This is a genomic window from Chachezhania sediminis (genome assembly GCF_009765275.1).
In the GTDB taxonomy this organism is placed as follows: domain Bacteria; phylum Pseudomonadota; class Alphaproteobacteria; order Rhodobacterales; family Rhodobacteraceae; genus Chachezhania; species Chachezhania sediminis.
In genome coordinates this window covers 87,988-110,953 of sequence record NZ_VOPH01000010.1, presented here as the reverse complement: position 1 = coordinate 110,953, position 22,966 = coordinate 87,988, and the positions used below count along the sequence as shown (strand labels likewise).

The 22,966-nt window shown below is 65.7% G+C and carries 21 protein-coding genes; 15 read left to right on the top strand and 6 right to left on the bottom strand.

The features are described from left to right. Positions 1-138: 138 nt before the first annotated feature. Both FQK05_RS21590 and FQK05_RS21585 read right to left on the bottom strand, forming a co-directional pair. Positions 139-1,851: a SulP family inorganic anion transporter gene (locus tag FQK05_RS21590; protein WP_158970825.1), complete on the bottom strand. Its 1,713-nt coding sequence runs from the start codon at positions 1,849-1,851 to the stop codon at positions 139-141. 264 nt (positions 1,852-2,115) lie between these two features. Continuing rightward, positions 2,116-2,781, bottom strand: coding sequence for a helix-turn-helix transcriptional regulator (locus FQK05_RS21585; protein WP_158970823.1), 666 nt, complete (start codon positions 2,779-2,781; stop codon positions 2,116-2,118). A gap of 90 nt (positions 2,782-2,871) precedes the next feature. Here FQK05_RS21585 and FQK05_RS21580 point away from each other — a divergent pair, with 90 nt between their 5' ends. Further along, on the top strand, positions 2,872-3,474 hold the full coding sequence (locus FQK05_RS21580) for a superoxide dismutase (RefSeq protein WP_158970821.1): 603 nt from the start codon (positions 2,872-2,874) through the stop codon (positions 3,472-3,474). 225 nt (positions 3,475-3,699) lie between these two features. Here the strand turns inward: FQK05_RS21580 and FQK05_RS21575 are convergent, their stop codons facing one another. Both FQK05_RS21575 and surE read right to left on the bottom strand, forming a co-directional pair. Then, a complete protein-coding gene (locus FQK05_RS21575) occupies positions 3,700-4,338 on the bottom strand; it encodes a GntR family transcriptional regulator (RefSeq protein WP_158970819.1) in 639 nt (212 codons plus the stop codon). A gap of 357 nt (positions 4,339-4,695) precedes the next feature. Beyond that, positions 4,696-5,466 (bottom strand): 5'/3'-nucleotidase SurE, encoded by a 771-nt coding sequence (gene surE, locus FQK05_RS21570; RefSeq protein WP_158970817.1) that lies wholly within the window; start codon positions 5,464-5,466, stop codon positions 4,696-4,698. A 117-nt stretch (positions 5,467-5,583) separates the two neighbouring features. On the opposite strand from surE, the gene FQK05_RS21565 reads away from it, so the two are divergent. From FQK05_RS21565 to FQK05_RS21510, 12 genes are all read left to right on the top strand, one after another. Beyond that, positions 5,584-6,822: a thiolase family protein gene (locus tag FQK05_RS21565; protein ID WP_233270626.1), complete on the top strand. Its 1,239-nt coding sequence runs from the start codon at positions 5,584-5,586 to the stop codon at positions 6,820-6,822. Further along, entirely contained in the window at positions 6,819-8,333 is a 1,515-nt protein-coding gene (locus FQK05_RS21560) for a class I adenylate-forming enzyme family protein (RefSeq protein ID WP_158970815.1), read from the top strand. Before FQK05_RS21565 ends, FQK05_RS21560 begins: the two co-directional genes overlap by 4 nt. A 116-nt stretch (positions 8,334-8,449) precedes the next feature. Further along, positions 8,450-9,196: a PEP-utilizing enzyme gene (locus FQK05_RS21555; RefSeq protein WP_158970813.1), complete on the top strand. Its 747-nt coding sequence runs from the start codon at positions 8,450-8,452 to the stop codon at positions 9,194-9,196. A 24-nt stretch (positions 9,197-9,220) separates the two neighbouring features. After that, positions 9,221-10,774, top strand: a complete 1,554-nt coding sequence (locus tag FQK05_RS21550; RefSeq protein WP_158970811.1) for a hypothetical protein — start codon at positions 9,221-9,223, stop codon at positions 10,772-10,774. Between the two features lie 57 nt (positions 10,775-10,831). Next, on the top strand, positions 10,832-12,307 hold the full coding sequence (locus FQK05_RS21545; protein WP_158970809.1) for an AMP-binding protein: 1,476 nt from the start codon (positions 10,832-10,834) through the stop codon (positions 12,305-12,307). Continuing rightward, positions 12,307-12,912: a hypothetical protein gene (locus tag FQK05_RS21540; protein WP_158970807.1), complete on the top strand. Its 606-nt coding sequence runs from the start codon at positions 12,307-12,309 to the stop codon at positions 12,910-12,912. Before FQK05_RS21545 ends, FQK05_RS21540 begins: the two co-directional genes overlap by 1 nt. Positions 12,913-12,915: 3 nt before the next feature. Continuing rightward, positions 12,916-14,688, top strand: coding sequence for a pyruvate, phosphate dikinase (locus FQK05_RS21535; RefSeq protein ID WP_158970805.1), 1,773 nt, complete (start codon positions 12,916-12,918; stop codon positions 14,686-14,688). 16 nt (positions 14,689-14,704) lie between these two features. After that, positions 14,705-15,199, top strand: a complete 495-nt coding sequence (gene accB, locus FQK05_RS21530) for an acetyl-CoA carboxylase biotin carboxyl carrier protein (protein WP_158970803.1) — start codon at positions 14,705-14,707, stop codon at positions 15,197-15,199. A 3-nt stretch (positions 15,200-15,202) separates the two neighbouring features. Beyond that, the gene (locus tag FQK05_RS21525) at positions 15,203-16,564 is read left to right on the top strand and encodes an acetyl-CoA carboxylase biotin carboxylase subunit (protein WP_158970801.1); all 1,362 of its coding nucleotides are present in this window, start codon (positions 15,203-15,205) and stop codon (positions 16,562-16,564) included. A gap of 11 nt (positions 16,565-16,575) precedes the next feature. After that, on the top strand, positions 16,576-18,036 hold the full coding sequence (locus FQK05_RS21520; protein WP_158970799.1) for a pyruvate carboxylase: 1,461 nt from the start codon (positions 16,576-16,578) through the stop codon (positions 18,034-18,036). A 3-nt stretch (positions 18,037-18,039) separates the two neighbouring features. Next, positions 18,040-19,200: a thiolase family protein gene (locus FQK05_RS21515; protein ID WP_158970797.1), complete on the top strand. Its 1,161-nt coding sequence runs from the start codon at positions 18,040-18,042 to the stop codon at positions 19,198-19,200. Between the two features lie 3 nt (positions 19,201-19,203). Further along, a complete protein-coding gene (locus FQK05_RS21510; protein WP_158970795.1) occupies positions 19,204-19,500 on the top strand; it encodes an EthD family reductase in 297 nt (98 codons plus the stop codon). Positions 19,501-19,673: 173 nt separating this feature from the next. Here FQK05_RS21510 and FQK05_RS21505 read toward each other — a convergent pair whose 3' ends face one another. Both FQK05_RS21505 and FQK05_RS21500 read right to left on the bottom strand, forming a co-directional pair. Then, entirely contained in the window at positions 19,674-20,408 is a 735-nt protein-coding gene (locus tag FQK05_RS21505; protein WP_158970793.1) for a GntR family transcriptional regulator, read from the bottom strand. Positions 20,409-20,481: 73 nt separating this feature from the next. Then, positions 20,482-20,946: a DUF3237 domain-containing protein gene (locus tag FQK05_RS21500; RefSeq protein WP_158970791.1), complete on the bottom strand. Its 465-nt coding sequence runs from the start codon at positions 20,944-20,946 to the stop codon at positions 20,482-20,484. A gap of 118 nt (positions 20,947-21,064) precedes the next feature. Between FQK05_RS21500 and FQK05_RS21495 the strand changes: the two genes are divergently transcribed. Both FQK05_RS21495 and FQK05_RS21490 read left to right on the top strand, forming a co-directional pair. Next, complete coding sequence (locus FQK05_RS21495; RefSeq protein WP_158970789.1) at positions 21,065-21,805, top strand: SDR family oxidoreductase; 741 nt, start codon at positions 21,065-21,067, stop codon at positions 21,803-21,805. An 80-nt stretch (positions 21,806-21,885) separates the two neighbouring features. Beyond that, a complete protein-coding gene (locus FQK05_RS21490) occupies positions 21,886-22,887 on the top strand; it encodes an aminopeptidase (protein ID WP_158970787.1) in 1,002 nt (333 codons plus the stop codon). The last annotated feature ends 79 nt before the right edge of the window (positions 22,888-22,966 follow it).

Here is a 22,966-nt window from a genome sequence, read left to right as displayed (position 1 = left end):
TAAGCCTGTAGTCAGTCTTATGTAAATAATATCAAAAACTTACAAGACACTCCTGAAGTGGTGCGTGCAAAGCATGCTCTTGCAGGCAAACCCGGGGCACGGAAACCTGGCCGGAACCCATCGCCGGTGGATCCCCGTCTATTGGGGCTGCACATCCGCCGGTCGCCGCGCGTCCTCAAAAGCCGCCAGAAGGTCATCAAGACCCCGGAAAACCGACGCGGACCCGAACTGGTCGGATACCTGCCGCCATGTCGGGACATCCGCGGCGGACACCGACTGGACGAAGACCAGCCGGACCGAAAGGTCGGCCAACATCTTCCGAAGGTCTTCCAGCGTGGCCTGCGCGGTGAAGTCAACATCGTCCACGGCCGAGATGTCGATGCAGAACCATTGCAGCGGTGGCGCGGCCTGTCCGACGAGGTCCGCGATTTCGGTCCGCATCTGCTGGGCATTGGCAAAGTACATCGCATGAGTGAAGCGATAAACCATCAGCCCCGGCCGAAGCTGGGCTCCTGACGAGAGCGGTTGCGCGACCACGCCGTAGGGACGCATGTCGGCGACCAGAAGGTCCAGCGGCCGATAGCCGTGGCGCGTATGGCTGATGATCGCCATCAGAACGGCAAAGGCGATGCCCTTCTGCACCCCCAGCAGAACCACGGCCGCAATCGTGGCGACCGCGATCCAGCCTTCGGCCGGGCGCTTGTAAAAGATGTCGCGGATCGCGGGGAAATCTGTCAGCTCGATCGCGATCACGATCACGACACCGGACAGGACCGACATCGGGACATAACTCAGCGGTCGGGTCAGGAACATCAGCACCGCCAGTACCACGCTCGCCATGACCAGAAGCGACAGCTGCGTCCGCCCGCCGGCCCCGGCCACCATGGCCGTCTTGGTGGGGCTGCCGTTGACCACGAAGGACCCGCTCAGCCCCGCGCCCAGATTGGCCAAGCCCAGGGCGTAGAGATCGGTGCTTTCTTCCAGGCTTTCACCGGCCTCTTCGGCGTAGGCCCGCGCGGTGGCCGCACTTTGCGCCAGGACGACAACGGCCATGGCCAGTGCCGTGGGCAGAAGGGACGCGATCACCTGGAGGCTGAGGTCGGCGCGCGGCAGGGCCAGTTGCGGCAGGCCGGTCGGGATGGGGCCGACCAGCGGCACCAGCCGGCCCAGGTCGAAGGTCCAGGAACCCGCGATGGACATGCAGATCAGGGCCAGCGCAAAGGGCGGGCGGACCCGCCAGCCGCTGCCGATCCGCCGGGTGGCCCCAAGGACCAGCGCGGTCCCGGCGGCAATGGCGATGGCGCTCCAGTTCGCCTGCTGCAAACCCTGTGGCAGGCCCTGCAGGGCCGCGATCATGCCGTTGCCGGGACCCGGCAGGGCGACAAGGCGTCCGACCTCCTTCAGGGCGACCTGTAGTCCGACGCCGGTGAGGAAGCCCGTTAGCACCGGACGCGACAGGAAATCGGCCATGAAACCCAGCCCCAGCAGCGCGGCAATCAGCATCAGTACGCCGACCATCAGCGCCAGGACCATGGCCAGCGCCATGTACTGGTCCGTCCCCGTCGCGGCCAGGCCGATCAGCCCGCTCGCCAGGATCGCCGCCGTTGCCGAATCCGCCCCCACCACAAGGTGCCGCGACGATGCAAAGACCGCGAAGAGCGCCGATGGGATCAGGATCGTGTAAAGCCCGGTGATCACCGGCGTGCCAGAGATCCTCGTATAACCCATCACCTCGGGTATCGCGAGCGCGGCCAGCGTAAGCCCGGCCAGCACCTCGGCCGGAATTTGGCCGGGCGTCAGGGGGCGGATGCCGCCCAAGGCCCTTGGTCCGCTGATCTTCCGAAGCTGCATGCAGGTGCCCTGACCTTCTGTCTGCCAGATCCGCGTTGTCGCACACAGTTCGCCCGACGTGTAGCCGCTGCAAGACATGTCCCCATCATTGCCGCGGTCCCGAACGAAGGTGCCCCAGGGCCAGGCGGCAAACCTTGGCGGCCGGCGTTCCGGGCGGTCTTCCGGGGCGATCCCGCGCCCGCGCGGCCGGGGGGAGGCAGTGGCTGTGTCCCACTTTTCTGACAGGCAGTCCGACGGGCATCCCGTGCCGGGACGTCGGGCCGGTCACCCGACCGCGGTGCGGATCAGGTAAGTGCAGCGCCGTCCGTCGCCCAGCAGGTATTCGACGCGCTCCACCTCTGCCCCGTCGCCCAAAACGTTCTGGAACACCGCCAGCTCCGCCCGGCAGAAGCCGCGGCACTGCGTGGCGGCGGCGCAGATCGGGCAATGGTTCTCGATCAAAAGCATGGCGCCGTCCGCCCCGTCCTCGGCCCGGGCCATGTAGCCTTCGGCGGTCCGCAAGTTGGCCAGTTTTTCCACGCGTTCCTTCAACGACGCGCAGCCGGACAGCGCGTCCCGGTACTGGGCCTGCGTCCGGGCCTCGCGCGCGGCGATGACCCGATCCAGCGCCTCGGTGCCCAGCACCGCCTCGATCGACGCCAGGATCTCGACCGTCAGGGCGGCGTGCGTATCCGGGAACCGCGCCTGCCCGGCATCGGTCAGGTGCCAGTAGACCGAAGGCCGGCCCCGGCCCTGCGACCGCCGTTCCTCGGCCACCAGTCCGTCCTCGGCCAGCTTCACAAGCTGCTGGCGCGCCGCCTCGCCCGTGATCCCCAGCCGTTCCCCGGTCTGACCAGAGGTCTGAGGCCCATGCATCTTCAACTGCATCAGGATCCGATCGGCAGGCCCCCGCGGCGACCAGGCATAATTTTCCAAGCTTTTGCTTGACATATTGCCTCCGATATTTTTCAAAGATACTACTTGGTTTAATATCGCCGCGGGCCCTCCGACGCAAGCCCCCGGCCGGAAAGGATCCCGTCCATGCCCTTCGAACTCCCCGCCCTCGGCTATGCCGCATCCGCCCTGGCCGCCCGCGGCATGAACCAGGAAACCCTGGAACTGCACCATGACAAGCACCACCAGGCCTATGTCACGGCGCTGAACGGCTTCGTCGAAAAGAACGCCGACCTGCAGGGCAAGACGCTGGAGGAAATCGTCGTCCAGAGCTACGGGACCGATGCGCTGATCCCCGTCTTCAACCAGGCCAGCCAGCACTGGAACCACGTCCATTTCTGGAACGCCCTTTCTCCGACGGGTGGCGGCATCCCCGGCAAGCTGGAAGCGAAGCTGGTCGAAACCTTCGGGGCGGTGGACGAATTCAAACAGGCCTTCAAGGCCGCGGCGGTGGGCCAGTTCGGGTCCGGCTGGGCCTGGCTGATCCAGACCCCCCAAGGCGATCTGGCCGTGACAAGGACGCCAAACGGCGTGAACCCGCTGGCCACTGGTGAAGGCACCGCGCTGCTGGGCCTCGATGTGTGGGAACACAGCTACTACGTCGATTTCCGCAACCGCCGACCGGACTATGTGACCAACTTCCTCGACAACCTTGCGAACTACGACTTTGCCGAGGCGAACCTGGACTGATCCTCTGTCCCCTGCCCTCCGTCAGGGCGGCAGGGGAACCCGCGACGCAGCGCGGGGGCCTTGTCGCACGTATCGTCCCGACCACCGCATCGGCCCCAAGCACATGCGCCATGTCGAAATCTGCCCTGTGGATGACGTTCCCGATCCCGCGGGCCTGGACCGCGCCAAAGGCCTGGCGGCCATTCCATGCCCCTGCGCGCCCACCTTTTCGGCACGCCCCGGGGCTCAGTTGTCCCGCAGGTATTCGATCGTGACGCGGACATGGGACCGGGCGGCGCCTTCGGCCCGGTCGGGATCGCCCGCCAGGATCGCATCCGCGATCCGGCGGTAGGACGCCGCCCGCGCCTCGGGATCCATGACCAGCCGGTTCCGAACCAGATGGACGTGCAGATTGGCCAGCGTCTGTTCCAGCACGCGGCTGCCCGCGATCTGGGCCAGGGTGCGGTGAAACCGGTTGCGCGCCAGGATGAAGTCGAACCGGTCGCCCGAGGCCGAGGCAGTGGTCACCGCCTCCAGCGCTTCCCGAAGGTTGGCCCGCGCGGTCCCGCGGTCGATATGTTCCGCCGCCTGCCGGGCGGCCAGGCCCACCAGAAGCTCTGCAATCGACAGGATGTTCAGCCCTTCCTCCTTCGTCACCGTCAGGATCCGGGCGCCGTGATGGTGGCGGGTTTCGACCACGCCCTGCGCCGCCAGACGCTTGATCGCCTCGCGGACCGTAGACCGGCTGACCCCGTAGCGGGCGATCAGGTCGGGCTCCACCAACCGCTGGCCTGAAACATAGCGCCCCTCGTAAAGCCCGCGCAGAATGTCTCGGACGATGGTCTCGGCGGCACTGGCGGTGCCGGTTTCCGTATCGGCGCTCACGTCGGTCGGACCTTCCCTGGCTGTGACGGTAGGCAAGCCTAGTGCGACCTGCGCCCCGTGTCCACGACCCCCCGCGTGTGGCCGCCCGCCGGTGTCGCAACCGGCGCCGACCAGACGGATCGCCGTCCCCTTGCGCCCGCCAGTCCATCGGATCCGCCCGGATCGCTTCCGGGTCCGGAACACGCACCGCCCGCAGGCCCGGGCTGCAGGAACCGTTCAGCAGACCCGGGAGAGTCCGGCTTCTTCTCTTTGAAAATACTCCCGCCGGAGGCGGCTCCACGGCCACGACAGGTGAACGGTCGGGCATCGGGCTGGGCCTATCCGCCGCCCGGCGCCAGCTTCTTCCGTGCCGCGATGTTATCCGGCGAATGCCTGCTCCAACGCCCGCATGGAACGGTCCGCCGTCATGTCGAGCTGGATCGGCGTGACCGCGATCTCGCCGTTTTCGATCGCCTCAAGATCCGTGCCCGGCACGACGTCGTGGTCGACCCGCATGATCTCGATCCACCAATAGTCCTTGTGACGTGCATCCGTGCGCCTGGTCGGCTTGAACGATCCCGGCGGACGCTGGCCCAGGCGGCAGACACGGATGCCCTTCACCTCGTCCGGCGCCACCGGCGGAAAGTTGACGTTGACAAATGTCCCCGGCGCGATGCCCGCGTCCAGAATGCCCGCGATCACCTCGGGCGCAAAACGTTCGGCGGTGGCCCAATGCACTTCCTCGAAGGCGTGCACCAGGCTCATCGCGACCGAGGGCACGCCCAGCAATGCGCCTTCCATCGCCGCGGACGCGGTGCCGGAATAGGTCAGGTCCTCGGCCAGGTTGGCACCCCAGTTGATGCCCGACAGCAGCAGCGTCGGCTTTTCCGGCATGATCTCGTAGATCCCCATCAATGCACAATCCGTGGGTGTTCCCTTCACCGCGTGGTGGTGGTCGTCCACCCTGCGGTAACGGATCGGCAGATGCATCGAGATAGAATGCGAAGCGCCCGACATCTCTTCCGCCGGGGCCACGACCCAGGTTTCCGCCGCATGGGGGTTCACCAACCGTTCCAGAAGCCGGATTCCGTCGGCCTCGATCCCGTCGTCATTGCACAAAAGCACCCTGTGTCCAGCCAGTTGCTGCATGGTCGTTCCTCCGTCTTCCATTATTGTCCTACATAATTGTTGTACATTATGCTAGGTGATTCCCGACGGCCCGAGGGAAGTCACCGGGGACGTCGGGAACCCAGGGGGGGAGAACTGATGGACATCTGGATCGCCGGGATCGGAATGACCCGGTTTGGCCGCCATGCAGACCGGTCGCTGCGCAACCTGACGGAGGACGCCGTGACCGGCGCCCTGGTGGATGCGGGACTGGCCAGCCGGGACATCGGCGCGGCCTTCTTCGGCAATGCGGTACAGGGCGCCATCGAGGGCCAGTACGGTATCCGCGGCCAGATCGCACTTCGCGATACCGCACTGGGGCCGATCCCCATCGTCAATGTCGAAAATGCCTGTGCCAGCGCCACCACCGCCCTGCACCTGGCAATCAACCACATCCGGTCGGGAAGCTGCGACATCGCGCTGGCCATCGGGGCGGAAAAGATGGTCCATCCCGACAGCGCCGTGTCCATGACCGCCTTCGAAGGCAGCTGGGAGCGGGGGGACCGCGACCGGGTGATCGGCCGACTGACCGAGCTTGGCCGGAACACGCCCACGCCGGCCGACGCTCTGGCGCGCGAGACGCCGCATTCCGTCTTCATGGATGTCTATGCCGCCTTCGCCAAATGGCACATGGCGGAATACGGCACGACGATGGAGCAGATCGCGGCCATCGCCGCCAAGAACCACGGCCATTCGGTCCACAACGACAGGGCACAGTTCCGCAAGGCGTTCTCGGTCGAGGAGATCCTGCGCGCCCGCCTGATCGCCTGGCCCTTCACCTTGCCGATGTGTTCGGCCATTTCGGACGGGGCGGCGGCGGCCGTCGTCTGCAACGCCGCCGGTCTGGCGAAGGTGAACCGCGCAAGGGCCGTCAAGGTCCGCGCGGCGGTCCTGATGCATGGCGGGCGGCGGGCGCCGACGGACTATGCCTCGCATATCTCGCGCACCGCATCGGCCCGGGCCTACGAGATCGCGGGACTGGGGCCGGAACACATCGACCTGGTCGAATGCCACGACGCCACGGCTTTCGGCGAGTTGCAGCAGTCGGAATTGCTGGGCTTCGCCGAACTGGGCGACGGCGGCGCGCTGGCCGTCAGTGGCGCCACGACCCTGGGCGGATCGATCCCCTTCAACCCGTCCGGGGGACTGGAAAGCCGGGGCCATCCGATCGGCGCCACCGGGCTGGCGCAGACCTTCGAACTCGTCACTCAGTTGCGGGGCGAGGCGGGCCCACGGCAGGTCGACGGCGCGCGCATCGCGCTTGCGGAAAACGGCGGCGGGCTGATGGGCGTCGAAGAGGCCGCGATCGGCATCACCATCTACGAGGCCGCGTCGTGAACATCGCACATCTCCTGGCCATCGCGGCCCGAAGCCATCCCGAAAGGCCGGCCATGTCGGTCGGAAACGAGGTGCGTCTCACCTATGAAGGCCTTGCCCGGTTGGCGGCCGGTTTCGCGGCGCACCTGGCGAAGCGGGGCCTGACGCCCGGCGACCGTGTGATGCTGGCGATGAAGAACAACCACCGCTATTTCTCGTATCTCTTCGGTTGCTGGTGGGGCGGGTTCGTGGCTGCGCCGGTCAATGCCACGCTGCACGCGAAGGAAATGGCCGGGATCGCCGACGATCTGGCGCCGAAACTGGTGGTCGCCGACTTGGACCTTGCGGCCTCGCTGGCATCTGTGGCACCGCACCTGCCCATCCTCTCGCATGGCACGGCCGAGGCCCGGCGGGCCGGGACTGAAGACCCTGTCACCCTTCAGGCCCGCGCCCTGACGGATCCGGCATGGGTCTTCTATACCTCGGGTACCACCGGCGCGCCCAAGGGGGCCGTCCTGACCCATGCCAACCTTCTGGCCATGACCACGGCCTATCTGGCGGATGTCGACCAGCTGGAGCCGGCCGACAGCCTGCTGCACCTGGCCGCCACCTCCCATGCCTCGGGCCTTATCGGGCTCAGCTTCGTGGCGCGGGGGGCGGAACATGTGCTGATGGCCTCGGGCGGGTACGATGCGGACGAGATGCGCGAGGTCCTGAAGGCCCGGGAACAGGTCACCTTCTTTGCCCCCACGACCCTGCTGTCACGGATGCGGCGGGACGGGATCGGGGACTTGTCCGCCCATGTCCGCACCGTCCTGACCGGCGCCGGGCCGATCCTGGCGCAGGATGTTCGCGATGCGGTCGATACCTTCGGACCGCGGCTCTGGAACGGGTACGGGCAGGGCGAAACCCCCTGCACCATCACCGCCAATGACCGCCATGCCATCGCCCGGGCCATCGAAGACGACGACGAGGCCGGCATCGTCTCGGTCGGTGTCCCACGTTCCGCGACCGCCGTCAGGCTGCTGGACCCGGACGGCAAGGACGTGCCACCGGGCACGCCCGGAGAGGTCTGCGTCGCCGGTCCCACGGTCATGCAGGGCTATCTGAACCGGCCCGAAGCGACGGCGGAAGCGCTGGCCGGCGGGTGGCTTCACACCGGCGATATCGGGATCTTCGACCACCGCGGGCGGCTGTCGCTGATGGACCGTATCAAGGATGTGATCATTTCCGGCGGCATGAATGTCTATGCCCGCGAGGTCGAGGATGTGCTGAGCCGCCATCCCGACGTGGCCGAAGTCGCCGTGATCGGCCGCCCCCATCCCGAATGGGGCGAGGAGGTCCTGGCCCTGGTCGTGCCGCGCGCCGGCCGCACGCCGGAACCGGAATCACTCGACGCGATGTGCCTGGACCGGCTGGCCCGTTTCAAGCGGCCGAAACACTATGAAATCCGCGAAAACCTGCCCAGAAATGCCGCAGGAAAGGTACTCAAGGCGCTGTTGCGCAAGGACTTTTCATCCTTCGAGCATTGAGAGCCGAAATTGTTATACAATTTTGTCTTAAGATTGTTGACAGCTTAGGTCCGTCCACGCAAAGTCGGACCTGCGAAGACTGGCTGGAGGGCGGTCGTCGCCAAGGGAGGGAAATCATGGTCAAACTCTATGTCGACTCCGACAAGTTCGGAGACGCCAACGCTTCACCGACGGTCGATGCCTTTCACGCTGCGGTCAAGGAAATCGTTCGGACCAAACTGGCCGCGTCCGGCGGGCACTGGGACAGCTTCGTCTTCGACAAGTCCTATGCCCTGATCACGGCCGAGGACATGGCGGGCGTCGAGAAGATGATGCTGGACGCCGGCCACCTGTTCGACTGGTCGGCCGCGATCTCGCCACAGGAACGTCCCGACGTCTACAAGCCGATCGAAGGCGTCTCGGATGCCGACATGGCGAAATTCAGCTTCGAACATGAAGATGCGGTCACCGGCCCGGACGGCAATCTGGAACAGCGCGGACAGGGCGATAACGTGGCCCGCTATCCGACCGATTGCGAAGGCATCGCGCGCTATGTCCGGTCGCCCATGCAGGTCATGAAGTTCCTGGAAGAAGGTGTGCCGGATAACACCATCGCCATCATAGACGACAGCGGCGGCACGCTGACTGCGCCGATCCTGGACCAGTTCAAGGGCGTGATCTGTGCCGGCGGGTCGACCCGGTCGCACCTGGGTATCCTGACCCGCGAATACGGCGTGCCATGCCTGATGAACGCCAAGATCAGCGGCATCCGGCAGGGCGACACGGTGCGCTTCGAATGCACCGCCGATCCGAAGACCGCCGCCGATTACCAGAAGAACGTCGACCGGACCGCGAAGGTCTGGCGCGTGGCATCGGCCGACTGAGCCGCGCGAGGGAGGAGACAACTCATGGCACTACCGCTGACCTACGGCCAGTTGCTGGAAACCAACAACTTGATCCAGCAGAACGTCGATGAAAGCTATTGGCTTTGCGTCACCCGCACCGTGCAGGAATCCAAGCTGTTCCCGGTGCCGTCCTACATGATGCTGAGCTACCTCATGGCGTTCTACCGCTACCCGTCGCTTCTGCGGAAGATCGAGACGCGGATGTCGGCCGAGGAACTGGGTGACCGTTCGCGCGAGATGGCGATGAAGCACCGCGCACCGGGTGTCAGCTGGGGCCTGCCGAACTTCTACCTGCTGGGCCGCGAATGGCTGATCAACCTGGGCGTCATCAAGCCCACGGACGCGATCGAGGACGTGATGTACGTGATGGACTTCTGGAAACGCTTCCAGCTCGCGCTCTATCGCAATGACGGCCACATGAGCCGCGTCCAGTACGGCCACCGCGCACAGATCCTGTCGGAACGGCAGGCGCAGGTCTTCCATTCCGATCTCTATGCCTGTGCCGAAGGCGACGAACTGCACGAGGCGGCGCATGCGTTCATGGCCTCGGCCTCGCAGTATGGGTTCCTGATTTCCTGCGAAAGCCGGATCAGCCTGCACAACCACGGCCCTTACAAGCTGACCGACAATTCGGAAATGATCGTCCGCGATTTCATGGATCTTGCAGAAAGCGATTTCCCCTGGCTGGACGGCGTGGCCGAAGGGGTGGAATACAACAACATCACCGTAACCATGGCCGCCAAGGACTGCCATTTTTATCTGGTGGACGATTGGGGCAGCTTCGAGGCAGAGCCCGAATTCACGGCCGAGAAGCTGGTGGGCGTGGGCCTATATACCTCGGACAACCTGTCCGAAGGCTATGTGCCGCTGGGCATGGAAAGCCGCGAAAGCCTGATCGCCATGTTCCGCAAGCTGGACGGTCAGGTGAAGGAGGCGATGAACAACCTCTGGAAACGGATCGCCGGCTACAGCCGCGACCAGATGCTGGATGCGGGCGCCATCACCTATTTCGGCATCGTCAAGGATCTGGCCCATGTCGCCGGCGTCTATGACGTGGACGACTGGATGAAGGTGGACGAACGCGCGGAACGGTTCCGGCCGCTTCTGAACGACGAATACGGCCGCGACGTGCTGGGCGAACTGGTGGGCCTTCTGTCGAACCCCAGCCAGAAGCTGTCGGACTATTCGATGATGATGCATTCGAACGCGCCGACGCGAATGTACACGCCGATCCCCTATTCGGTCCTGTCGGGTGAAGGCTATACCCCGACCTGCGGGCCGGTCTATCCGGGTGTCACGAATCTGCCCGAGAAGAAGGACGTCTACACGACGACCAGGGGCAAGATGTCCCTGGCCCAGTACAACAAGGCAAGCCAGGACTTCACCCCCGCTGCCGTGGCGCCCGAGAACCGGTTCCTGTGCGATACTTGGGTGAAGTACAACGCCGGGTCGGACAAGGCCGATGCGCTCTATGCCATTTCGCAGGGCACATCGCGGAAACTGTCGGGCAAGGGCTCCACGCTCTCCCGTCAGGATGTCGAGGCGCTGCGCGACTGATCACGACCGGGAGGGGCCATGCCCCTCCCCCACCATTCTCAACGAAGGTTTGGACCCATGCAAATCGGATCCCTGATCCGGCGTGCCGCACGCCAGTACAAGGACGCGCCCTGTCTTGAACAGGACGGCCGGGTGCTGAGTTTCGCCGATTTCGACGCCGCCACCAACCGGCTGGGCAATGCGCTTCTGGCCAGCGGGCTGGAGCCCGGCGACCGGGTGGGCGTGCTGCTGCCGAATTCGATGGAATGCATCGTCGCGTATTACGCGCTGGCCAAGGCCGGTCTTGTGCGCGTCGGCATGAACACCCGCGAAACCTTCGACGATCATTCCTACAAGCTGACCGACAGCCAGTCCCGCGCCGTGATCCACCACGAGATGCCGGGCCTGCCGGTGGAACGTTCGATTTCCCTGTCCGAACTGACCGCGATGATCGACGGGGGATCGGACACCCCCTGCGAGGTGCCGCGCGAACTGGATGCACCCTATCGCATGGGGTACACCGGCGGGACGACGGGCAAGCCCAAGGCGGTGACGCTGACCGAACGCGGGGAACTGGCCGAACTGTCGGCCTTTCTCATGGACCTGATGCCGGGCATGGCCGAGGGCGACACCTTCCTGCATGCAGCACCCATCGCCCATGCCTCGGGCGCGTTCTTCCTGCCTGCGCTCGTGCGCGGTGTGCGGTCGATGACCATGACCAAGTTCGACGCGGCGGAATTCATCGCGCTTTCGCAGTCGACCGGTGCCACGATGACCTTCCTGGTGCCAACGATGCTGGCCATGGTCCTGGCAGATCCCGCCTGCGCGGGCGCCGATTTCAAGTACCGCCGCATCGCCTATGGCGCATCGCCCATCGCCGAAAGCGTCCTGCGCAAGGCCGAAGACCGCTTTGGCCGGATCTTCGCCCAGACCTACGGGCAGGCGGAAAGCCCGATGGTGATCACCTGCCTGAAGCCCGAAGACCATGACCGGATCGGATCCTGCGGGCGCCCCTTCACGATGGTGGAGGTTCGCGTGCTGGATGATGACGACCGGGAGGTCCCGGTGGGCGAGACGGGCGAGATCTGCTGCCGCGGGCCGCAGACCATGGCCTATTACTGGAACCGCCCCGAAGCGACCGAAAAGGCGTTCCGCAATGGCTGGCTGCATACCGGCGACGTGGGGCGGATGGACCAGGACGGGTTCTTCTACATCCTCGACCGCAAGAACGACATGCTGATTTCCGGCGGCTACAACGTCTACCCGCGCGAGGTCGAGGACGTCCTGCTGGAGGTCGACGGCGTGGTCGAAGCCGCCGTCGTTGGCCTGCCGGACGAAAAATGGGGCGACCGGGTGGTGGCGGTCGTCGCAGGGGCCGGGGGGCTGAACGCCGACACGGTCCTGTCCCACGCGCGGGCACAGCTGGCCGGGCACAAGGCGCCCAAGGCCGTCATGATTTGGGACGAACTGCCGAAAAGCGGCGCGGGCAAGATCCTGCGGCGGTCCGTCCGGGACCGGCTGGTCGCCGCTGCCAAGAAAGAGGAAGTATCGTGATGATGAAGGACCCCCAGCTTGCGCTGCACGGGCTTGCGATCAAGAAGCACGGCTCGGCCGCCGAGGTCGCCGCGATCACCGGTCTGGACGCAACGGCGACGGAACAGCACCTGAATGCCGCGGTCGACAGCGGGCGGGCGATGAAGTCGGGCGACAAGTACATGCTGAAGCCCGCGGCGCAGGTCGCGCTGAAAATGGGTTACGGCCGCGACTTCGCCGGCCAGCGGTCTGACGAGGCGCTGCAAAAGGCCTATGACGATTTCGAACGGGTGAACGAGCAGCTGAAAAGCCTGATCACCGAATGGCAGACGATCGAGGTCGGCGGCAAGTCGATGCCCAACGATCATTCCGACGCCGAACACGACCAGAAGATCATCGACAGACTGGGCGACCTGCACGAACGCGCCGAACCGATCCTGGACCGTCTGGCCGCGGGCCTGCCCCGGCTGGGGGTCTGGAAGGACCTGTTGCTGGCCGCGCTGGAAAAGGCCGAGGACGGGGATATCGCCTGGGTCTCGGACGCGACCTGCATAAGCTACCACACCGCCTGGTTCGAGATGCACGAAGACCTAATCCGCGTCCTTGGACGCGAGCGGCTGGAGTAGGCCATGACCCGCTGGACCATGAAACTCGACGGTGCGGACCTGCCCGACAAGGCGCTGATCGGCGGCAAGGGCTGGTCGGTGGCGCGCATGGCCTCGCTGGGCCTGACGGTGCCGCCCGCCTTCGTGATCACCACCAAGGCCTGCGCCGCCTACCAGGACGGCAAGACCTTCCCCGACGGGCTGCAGGCCGAGATCGCCGAAGGGATCAGCTGGCTGGAGGAAGAAACCGGCCGGACCTATGGCGCGGGACCGTCTCCCCTGCTGGTTTCCGTCCGTTCGGGTGCCGCGATTTCGATGCCGGGGATGATGGACACAGTCCTGAACATGGGCATCACGCCGGTGACCGAAACCGCGCTGGCCACGGAATGCGACGACCCCGGCTTCGCCCGGGACACGCACAGGCGGTTCCATGAGCTTTACGCCCATATCGTGCTGAAGACCGATGCCGGAAACCTGTCGAACGACGATACGGCCGAGGATTGGGCGGCCGCGATCCGCGGCGCATCTGGCAGCGAACTGCCCGCCGATCCGGTGGAGCGGCTGCATGCCGCCGTCCGGGCCGTCTTCGAAAGCTGGGACTCGCGCCGGGCCAAACGGTATCGCAAGCACCACGGCATCCCGGACGACCTGGGCACCGCCGTTGTCGTGCAGGCCATGGTCTTCGGCAATATGGGGTCCACCTCTGGCACCGGCGTCATGTTCTCGCGCAATCCCGTCGATGGCGACCCGGCGCCCTATGGCGAGTTCCTGGCCAATGCCCAGGGCGAGGACGTGGTGTCAGGCAAGTTCACGCCCCGCCCACTCGACACGATGAAGGACGTGCTGCCCGACGCCCACGCCCAGCTTCTGAAAGCCGCCCGCCGGCTGGAGATCGAGAACGGCGATGTCCAGGACATCGAGTTCACGGTGCAGGACGGAACCCTTTACCTGCTGCAATCCCGGGCCGCGAAGCGCGCGCCGGAGGCGGCGCTGAAGATCGCCTGCGACATGCTGGACGAAGGCGCCATCGACGAGGTGACCGCCCTGTCGCGGATCACGCCAGACCAGGTGCGCAGCCTGCTGGCCCCCCGCCTGCCGGAACGGGCCACCGAAACGGCCGAGGTTCTGGCGCGGGGCGAAGCGGCCTCTCCCGGCATCGGGATCGGGCTTGTCGTGACCGACAGCGACGATGCCGAACGGTCGGCCAACAACGGCGCCGCGGTGATCCTGGCGCGCGAAACGACCAGCCCCGACGACCTGCACGGCATGATCGCCGCCATGGCCGTGATCACCGAACGCGGCGGGTCGACCAGCCACGCCGCCGTAGTCAGCCGCGCCCTGGGCGTGCCCTGCGTCACCGGCTGCGGCGACGGGTCGGTCACGGCGCTGAAGGGCCAGACCGTCACCGTCGACGGCGCGAACGGGCTGATCCTGAAGGGCGCCCTGCCGGTGCAGGAACCGGATGAAACCGCGCTGGCCGGCCTTGTGAAGCTGACCCGCATCGCGGAACGCATGAGCCCGGTAAAGGTGATCCTGCCCGAAAATGCCCCGTCCAACGCGCTGGACCTGAACCGGATCGACGGCGGAAGCGAGATCCAAAGGCTGCCCGACCTGCTGAAAGGCGCCCAGATCGCCGGCGGGGGCGCCCTGTCCGACGACAAGGGCATTGCCATCGCCGTCCAGGCCGGCGTCACCGCCATCGTCGGCCGTCCGCGCCTGCCCATCCTGCTGGCCGCGATCCGCGCCGGCGCCGTGACCGAGGACCGCGAAACCGTCGCCGTCTCTGCCACCGACTGATCCAAGGAAAGCCACCATGTCCCTGACCCATTCCGACATCACCGCACTGGTGCAGCTTTTCGGCGACTCCGACTGGAACGAGATGCACCTGAAATACGACGGGGAGGAAATCTTCCTGTCCAAGGACCCGGCCAGTCCCGGACCGGTGCCGGCGACCGCGAACGCGGTGCCGGCGGGCCCCGGCGCTGTGGCGCCCGCGCAGCCTGTGCCTCCCGCATCCGCTGCCCGTACGCAAGCACCTGCCGCGCCGGAGATCGACCGGTCCGGCTGGGTCGAGATCAAGGCGCCGAACCTCGGCACCTTCTATCGCGCACCCAGCCCCGACGCGGATCCTTACGTGACCGAAGGGGCCACAGTAACCGAGGACACGGAAATCTGCCTGGTCGAGGTGATGAAGCTGTTCACCACGATCCGCGCCGGGATGGCGGGAACTGTACGGGAAATCGCGGCCGAAGACGGCCAGATGGTTGAATTCGGCGCCACGCTGATGTGGATCGAGCCCGGAGCCTGATCCATGACCGTCAATCGCATCTTTGTCGCGAACCGGGGTGAAATCGCACTCCGGGTTCTGCGCACGGCCAGGGCCATGGGGCTGGAAACGGTCATCGGCGTCTCCGACGCCGACCGTGACAGCCTGCCCGCCCAGATGGCCGACCGCGCCGTGGTGCTGGGTCCGGCGCAGGCGACCAAAAGCTATCTGAACGTCGATCTGGTGCTGCATGCCGCGCAGGCCACCGGCTGCGATGCGCTCCATCCCGGGTATGGGTTCCTGTCGGAAAAACCGGAACTGGCCCGGCGATGTGCCAAGGAAGGGATCACCTTCATCGGCCCCCGGCCCGAAACCATCGAGGCCATGGGCGACAAGCTGTCGGCCATCGCCGTGGCCCGTGCCGCCAAGGTCGCGACCGTGCCCGGCACCGACCGGATCGACAGCGCGGCAAAGGCCGCCGAAGCGGCGGAAGATCTGGGCTATCCGGTCGTCATGAAGGCCAGCGCGGGCGGCGGCGGCAAGGGGATGTTCCTGGCGCGATCCGCCGACGGTCTGGCCAGCGCCTTCACCCGCGCCACCCGCGAGGCCGAAGCGGCCTTTGGCGACGGCCGCCTGTACATGGAACGTTTCGTCGAGAAGGCGCGCCATGTCGAGGTCCAGATCGTGGGCGACGGAGCCGGCAACGTGATCCACTTCGGCGACCGGGACTGTTCGGTCCAGCGCCGCTACCAGAAGCTGATCGAGGAAGCCCCCGTCACCGCGATGCCCCCTGCCCTACAGGAGAAACTGCGGGACAGTGCCGTCCGCCTCTGTGCCCATGCGAACTATCGCGGCGCCGGGACGGTCGAGTTTCTCTATGACGTCGCGCGAGAGGATTTCTATTTCATCGAGGTCAATTCCCGGATCCAGGTCGAACACCCGGTGACGGAGGAGATCACGGGCCAGGACCTGATCCGCCACCAGATCCTGGCGGCCTCGGGCGCGGGTCTGCAGATCGCCCAAGCCGACATCCACCTGGAAGGCCACGCGCTGGAAGTCCGGATCAATGCCGAGGACGCTGAAAGGGATTTCACCCCCTGCCCCGGCCGCCTGACCGCCTGGTCGCCGCCGGACCGGCCCGAGATCCGGCTGGACAGCCACATGCGCGCCGGCGACCTGGTGCCGCCCTTCTATGACAGCATGGTCGGCAAGCTGATCGTCCGGGGCAAGACCCGCGATGACGCCATTGAATCCATGCTGCGGGCGATCCGCGATTTCCGGATCGAGGGCGTGACCACAACCCTGCCTTTCGCGGCCCGCATCATCGACCACCCGGATTTCCGGGGCAACCGCATCACCACCCGCTGGCTCGAGGACACCGTCCTGCCCGCGCTGGAAACCGCCTGAAGGAGAGACAGATGGCCCATGTGGAGTTCCTCGACGAGACCATGCGCGACGGTCAGCAAAGCCTGTGGGGCATGCGCATGCAGGCCGGAATGGCACTGCCCGTCTCGCCCCTGATCGACCGGACCGGATTCCGGGTGATCGACCTTGCGGGATCCTCCCTGATGGAGGTCCTGATCAAGCACGCCCAGGAAAACCCTTGGGAAGGGCTGGACCTCCTGGTCAATTCCATGCCCCGCACCCGGCTGCGGGGGGGCATGCGGTCGAACGCGTCGGTCACCTTCGGCGTGACGCCCGATGCGCTGATGGACCTGTGGATGCGGCAATTGAACGAACACGGGATCCGATCCTTCTGGATCTACGACGTGCTCTACAACATCGACAAGATGCACCGGCTGGCGAAGGTCGCGAAGGAGTACGGATCCGAAGTGGCCGGGTCGATCATGTATGTCCAGTCGCCCGTCCATACGGACGCCTATTTCGCCGACAAGGCTGGCCAGATGGCGGCGTCCCCGGACATCGACACGATCCTGCTCTACGATACCGCGGGCGTGCTGGAGAAGGAGCGGCTGCAGACCCTGATCCCGGCCATAAAGGCCAAGATCAGCGGCAAGCCGCTGGAATTCCACGCCAACAACATCCTAGGCCAGTCCGGCAAGGCCTATCTGGATGCGGTCGATCTGGGGGTGAACATCCTCCACACCGCGTCGCGGTCCATGGCCAACGGCCCGTCGGTGCCGTCGACCGAAAGCGTGGTGAAGAACCTTGAAATCCTGGGCCACACCCATTCGCTGGACAAGACCCTGTTCAAGCCGGTCGAGGAACATTTCCGCGCCGTGGGCAAGGCGGCCGGCTTCCTTGTCGACCAGTTCAACGAATATGACGTGCTGGCGGTCCACCACCAGATCCCGGGAGGCATGACCGGCACGCTGAAGGCGCAGCTGGCGCAGCACAACATGTCTGATCGCCTGGACGACGTGCTGGAGGAAACCGCGAAGGTCCGGCGCGAACTGGGCTATCCCGGCATGGCCACACCGTTCTCGCAACTGGTCGGCACTCTGGCGGTGCTGAACGTGGTGACCGGCAAGCGCTATTCCATCATCCCGGACGAGGTGATCCAGTATGCCGCCGGCTACTATGGCCAGACCGTGGCACCGATCGAAGGCGACGTGCTGGACAGGATCATGACGTCGTCCCGCGCGAAGGAGGTTCTAAACAGCCCGCCGCCGCAACCGTCGATCGAGGATCTGCAGAAACAGTACGGCACCACAGACCCGGACGAGCTGATCCTGCGGGCGCTGGTCCCGGAACCCGCGCTGGCCAGGATGCGCGCGGCAGGGGCGGTCAAGACCGACTTTCCGCTGCTGTCCTCGCCGGAGCTGGACCAGGTGCGGAAGCTTCTGAAGATCGCCAGCATCCCGGCAGTGCAGATCAGGTCGGCGCAGATGGACCTGACCCTGCGCCGGAGCGCCTGACCCATGCGCCGTGCCGTCATCGTCGATATCCTCCGCTCGCCCTTCACAAAGGGGCGGGAAGGCGGGGCCCTGGCCCATATGCACCCGGTCGACCTCTATGCCCATGTCTTGCGGGCGCTGGTCGACCGGACGGGCGTCGATCCCGGCCTGATCGAGGACGTGATCACCGGCTGCGTCATCCAGGTCGGCGAACAGGCCGCCAATATCGGCCGCCAGGCGGTGCTGGCGGCGGGCCTGCCCGAAACCATCCCGGCCCTGACGCTGGACCGCAAGTGCGGCTCCGCCCAGCAGGCGCTGGACTTCGCGGCGCAGGGCGTCATCGCCGGCGCCTATGACGTGGTCATCGCCGGCGGGGTCGAGATGATGAGCCGCGTTTCGATGAAGTCGAACCGGATGGGCAAGGATAACCTTGGGCCCATGTTTCACGGCCGCTACCCGAAGGGGCTGGTGCACCAGGGCATTTCCGCCGAACTGATCGCCGCCCGTTGGCAGCTCGGCCGCGAGGAAATGGATGCCTTCGCTGCCCGCTCCCATGCCCGCGCCGACGCGGCCCGGGCCCGGATCGGCCGCGACGTGGTCGCGGTCGACGGTGTGGCCGACGACGAAGGCATCCGTCCCGGCACCAATGTGGAAAAGCTGGGCACCTTGCGGAACGCCTTCGAGGATGAGGCGATGGCGGGCCGGTTTCCAAAGATCCGGTGGTCCGTCTCGGCCGGAAATTCCAGCCAGGTCACCGACGGCGCCGGTGCGGCCCTGATCATGGAAGAGAAGGTGGCCGAAAAACTGGGTCTGACACCTCGCGTGGCCGTCACCGGCTTCGCCGTCGTGGGTGACGATCCGGTGATGATGCTGACCGGTCCGATCCCCGCCACGGCCAGGTTGCTGACCCGCCAGGGCCTGAAGATCGACGCCATCGACGCCTTCGAGATCAACGAGGCCTTCGCTTCGGTCGTGCTGGCCTGGCAGGCCGAAACCGGCGCCGATCCCGACCGGGTGAACCGGTATGGCGGCGCCATTGCACTGGGTCACCCTGTCGGTGCCTCCGGCATGCGCCTGACCGCCAACCTGATTGCGGCGCTCGAGGAAACCGGCGGCCGCTACGGCCTGCAAAGCATGTGCGAAAGCGGCGGCATGGCCAATGCAACTCTCCTGGAAAGGATCTGACCCGTGTTCATCGCAATGGTTCTCTACCCTTCGGGCGGCGAGATCGACATGGGTTATTACCGCACGAAGCACTTGCCGCTGGTCCGCAATCTGCTGGACCCGATGGGCCTGAAGGAACTGGTCCACTGGTCGCCGCAGGCGATGGACCCTGCCTCTCCGTACCAGCTTGTGGCTGAACTGCGGTTCCAAACGGCCGAGGCGGGTCTCGCGGCCCTTGAAGCCCACGGGCCCGAAACCCAGGCCGACATCCCGAACTTCACGACTGTCGTTCCGACTATCCTGATCGGAACAGCCGCGTAGGGAGGGTGTACCCCGCCCTATGCAAGCCATCGGCCGCTGCGGCGCGTTCCCCCGGATACGCCTCCGGCGGGAGTATTTTTCAAGAGAAGAAACCTCGGGTGCATCCCGGCTTCTTCTTTTCAAAAATACTCCGGGGGAGTCCGCCCGGACCGGGCGGGCGGGGGCGGAGCCCCCTATTCCGCGGCGCGGGTCAGGCCGCCGCGGTCGAGACCGGTGCGGAACGCGTCGTCGCTCATCCGCGAGATCGACAGGCGGGTGCGGCGGATATGGATCGCCATCAGGCGCGCCGCGCGTCTGGCCTCGCCGCCCAGGATGGCGGAAACGACGGCCCTGTATTCGTCGAACTGCTTCCTGCGGTCCCGGTCCGAGATGCGGGTCTGGAACTGAAGCCGCAGCAAGTGGATGTTCATCTGCGGGATGATCCGGTGCAGCTCCATGTTGTCCGAAGCCAGGAACAGCACGTCATAAAATTCGCGCCGGCATTCGATGAAGGCCTGGGAATCGCCCCGTTCCTCGAAGGCCATCAGCTTGTCGGCGATGTCCTGGAATTCTTCCCGCATGTAGCCGGCGGCGATCTTGCGCGTGGCGAGTTCGGCACCCAGCGCGCAGTTCACTTCCAGAACCTGCAGCAGGTCGTTCGCATCCTTGCGGTTCAGCGCCCTGACGAAGGCGCCGCGGTTCTGGTTCAGGGTCACGATGCCTTCGGCCGCCAGCCGCTTCAGCGCCTCTCGCACGGGCCCGCGGCTTACGCCCAGGCTTTCGGTCAGGTCGGCCTCGACCAGCCGCTGCCCCGGCACCAGCGACCCGCGGCAGATCCCCATGATGATCGCGTCGAACACGATATCAGGCGAGCTTTGCGTCACCTTCTTGGCGGTCTTTGCCGTCACCGTACCTTGGGTCTTGTTCACGTTCCTGTCCTTCTCTGCCGCCCGGCCGCAGGCGCCCGGCCCGGGGCGGCGCACTCTGCCCCATCCTGTTGTACTACAATATCTCGTGCAAGTGATAGCGCGGACCGGTCTTCAGACGCTCGCCCAGGCCGACGCAAAGAACCCGGTTGAGCCACAGCCAGTCGGGCGCCGAGGTTTCGAACCGCGGCAGGATCCGGAAATAGAGCCGTTCGGGCGGGACATCTTCCCCGCGGGCGAGTGCCGCCAGGTCCTCGTCCGATCCGTGACGCATGCCGTCATAGGTCACGTGAATCAGGGCGCCGTCGTCGGTCTCGACCGTCAGGCGGACATCCAGTTCCAGCACACCGTCCGCACGGGTCAGCGCCCAGTCGCCGCCGAAGGGCAGGACCTTGCCGGAAATGCGGCCCGCCACCCTGCCACCGGTCACCGGCACGATCTTGCGATTGCCGCGGGGCGTGGCCCCATGGGCCTGGGCCGGGCCCAGATCGACCGTCAGCACCGCCAGCGGCCGGGTCCGTGGAATGGTCCAGTCCTGCATTTCCTGTCCTCCGTCAGGAAAGGATATCCCAGTTTCGGATTCATTGTATAGGACAATATTGCACTACGATTTTGTCATGCTAAAGTGCCTGATCATTTTGGGAAGGACATTGCAAGCCATGGCCATTGTCATCACGGGTGGATCCAAGGGTATTGGCCGCGATGTCGCCCTGGGCTTTGCCGCGCCGGGCAGGACCGTCGTCATCAATTACCTGTCGGACCACGCGGCGGCCGAAGCCACGGCGGCCGAGCTTCGGGAACTGGGCGCCGCACCCATCGTCGTCCGGGCGGATGCTGGAACCGTGGAAGGCTGCACGACCATCGCCCGGGCCGTCGAAGACGCGGGCGAACGGGTCGGGATGGCTGTGCACTGTGCCGTCGATGCCTATGCGACCCCCTGCCTGACGGCCGAGCCCGCACGTTTCGCCCGCGCGGTGGAAACCAACAGCCTGTCCTTCCTCTACCTCGTCCAGGCGCTGGACGGTTTGCTGGACCGCGGTTCGACGCTTTTCTTCTTCTCCAGCCGCGGCGGGCGGACCGTGATCGCGAACTATGCCGCCATCGGCATCGGAAAGGCCGCGACCGAGGCGCTGATCCGCTATCTGGCGACCGAACTGGCGCCGCGGGGGATCCGGATCAATACCGTCGCGCCATCGATCGTCGGCACCGAAGCCGTGCGTCGGATCTTCGGCGATGCGACCGGCGCGATGATGGATCATGCCCGCGACGACAACCCGTCGGGCCGGGCCGTGGCGCCGAAGGATTACATTGAACTGATCCGCTTCCTTGCCTCGCCCGCCGCAGAATTCATCACGGGCCAGGTCATCTATGTGAATGGCGGGGCCAACCTGACCGCCTGACCTTCGCAAGGAAGCGATTGCCAAAATACTACCAATCAGTATACAAAAACCCATCCGAGGACCGAAAGGGTGGGAAGACCATGCACGACACGGAGACCGACAGGATTCACCGGCTGGCCGGAATCGTGGTGGACGAGCTTCTGGCGACGCAGGCGGGCGAGAAGGTCCTGATCGTGACCGATGTCGCCGGCATGGCCGAAAACGGCGACATCGTCGCCGCGATCACCGCCCGGGCCCGGGTCGCGGGGGCGGAAACGCTGCTGGTCGAGATGAACGACAACCCGCCCGGCGGCGGCGAGTACCTGCCCGAGGCGGTCCAGAAGATGATGCCCGGGCAGGATATCATCATCAGCCTGACGCGCACGACTTCTGCCCCCCTGCCCCATCACAGGGTGCCCATCGGCCTGGTCCGGTCGAACCGGGTGCGCGGCGTCTTCATGGTCAAACGCTCGCGGTCGGACCTGTTCCACGAAAGCGTGCTGGAGGCCGATTACGCCGCCATGTCGAAGGTCGCGAATTTCTGGCAGAAGGCGTTCCAGAACGGCTCGACCGTCCACGTGACCTCGGCCGCGGGCACAGATTTCACGGCCAGCATTGCCGGACAGCCCTCTCACCGGTCGGATTTCGCGCACGAAGCGGGGCGGATGTCGCCGGTGAACTGGGGCGAGGTTTATCAGGGTCCTGTCGTCGGCACGACCAATGGCCGCTTCGTCTGCGACGGCCCGATCCTGGGGTTCGACTGGCCGAAGGAACCGGTGGTGGTCGAGATGAAGGATGGACTTGCGACCTCGGTCACCGGCGATCCGGAGGTGTCGGAAAAGCTGTGGGCGCTGATCCAAGGGAATGAGAACGGCGCGAACATTGCCGAGATCGCCCTGGGCATCAACGCCAAGGCCAACGACCACAGCTGCAACACCTACAAGAAGGGTCTGGGGCGGCTGCACATCGCGGTGGGGAACGGGCTGGTCTACAACCAGACCGTCGACAGCAAGATCCATATCGACCTGGTGATGCACGCGCCCAAGGTTGAAATCGACGGCCGGGTGATCGTCCGCGACGGCATTTCGACCCAGGACGACTGACGGCGCGCGCCAAAGCATCACATCCGCGATCTTCCCCCGATTGACGAAAATATCTACTGAAAAGTAGGCAAATACAGGC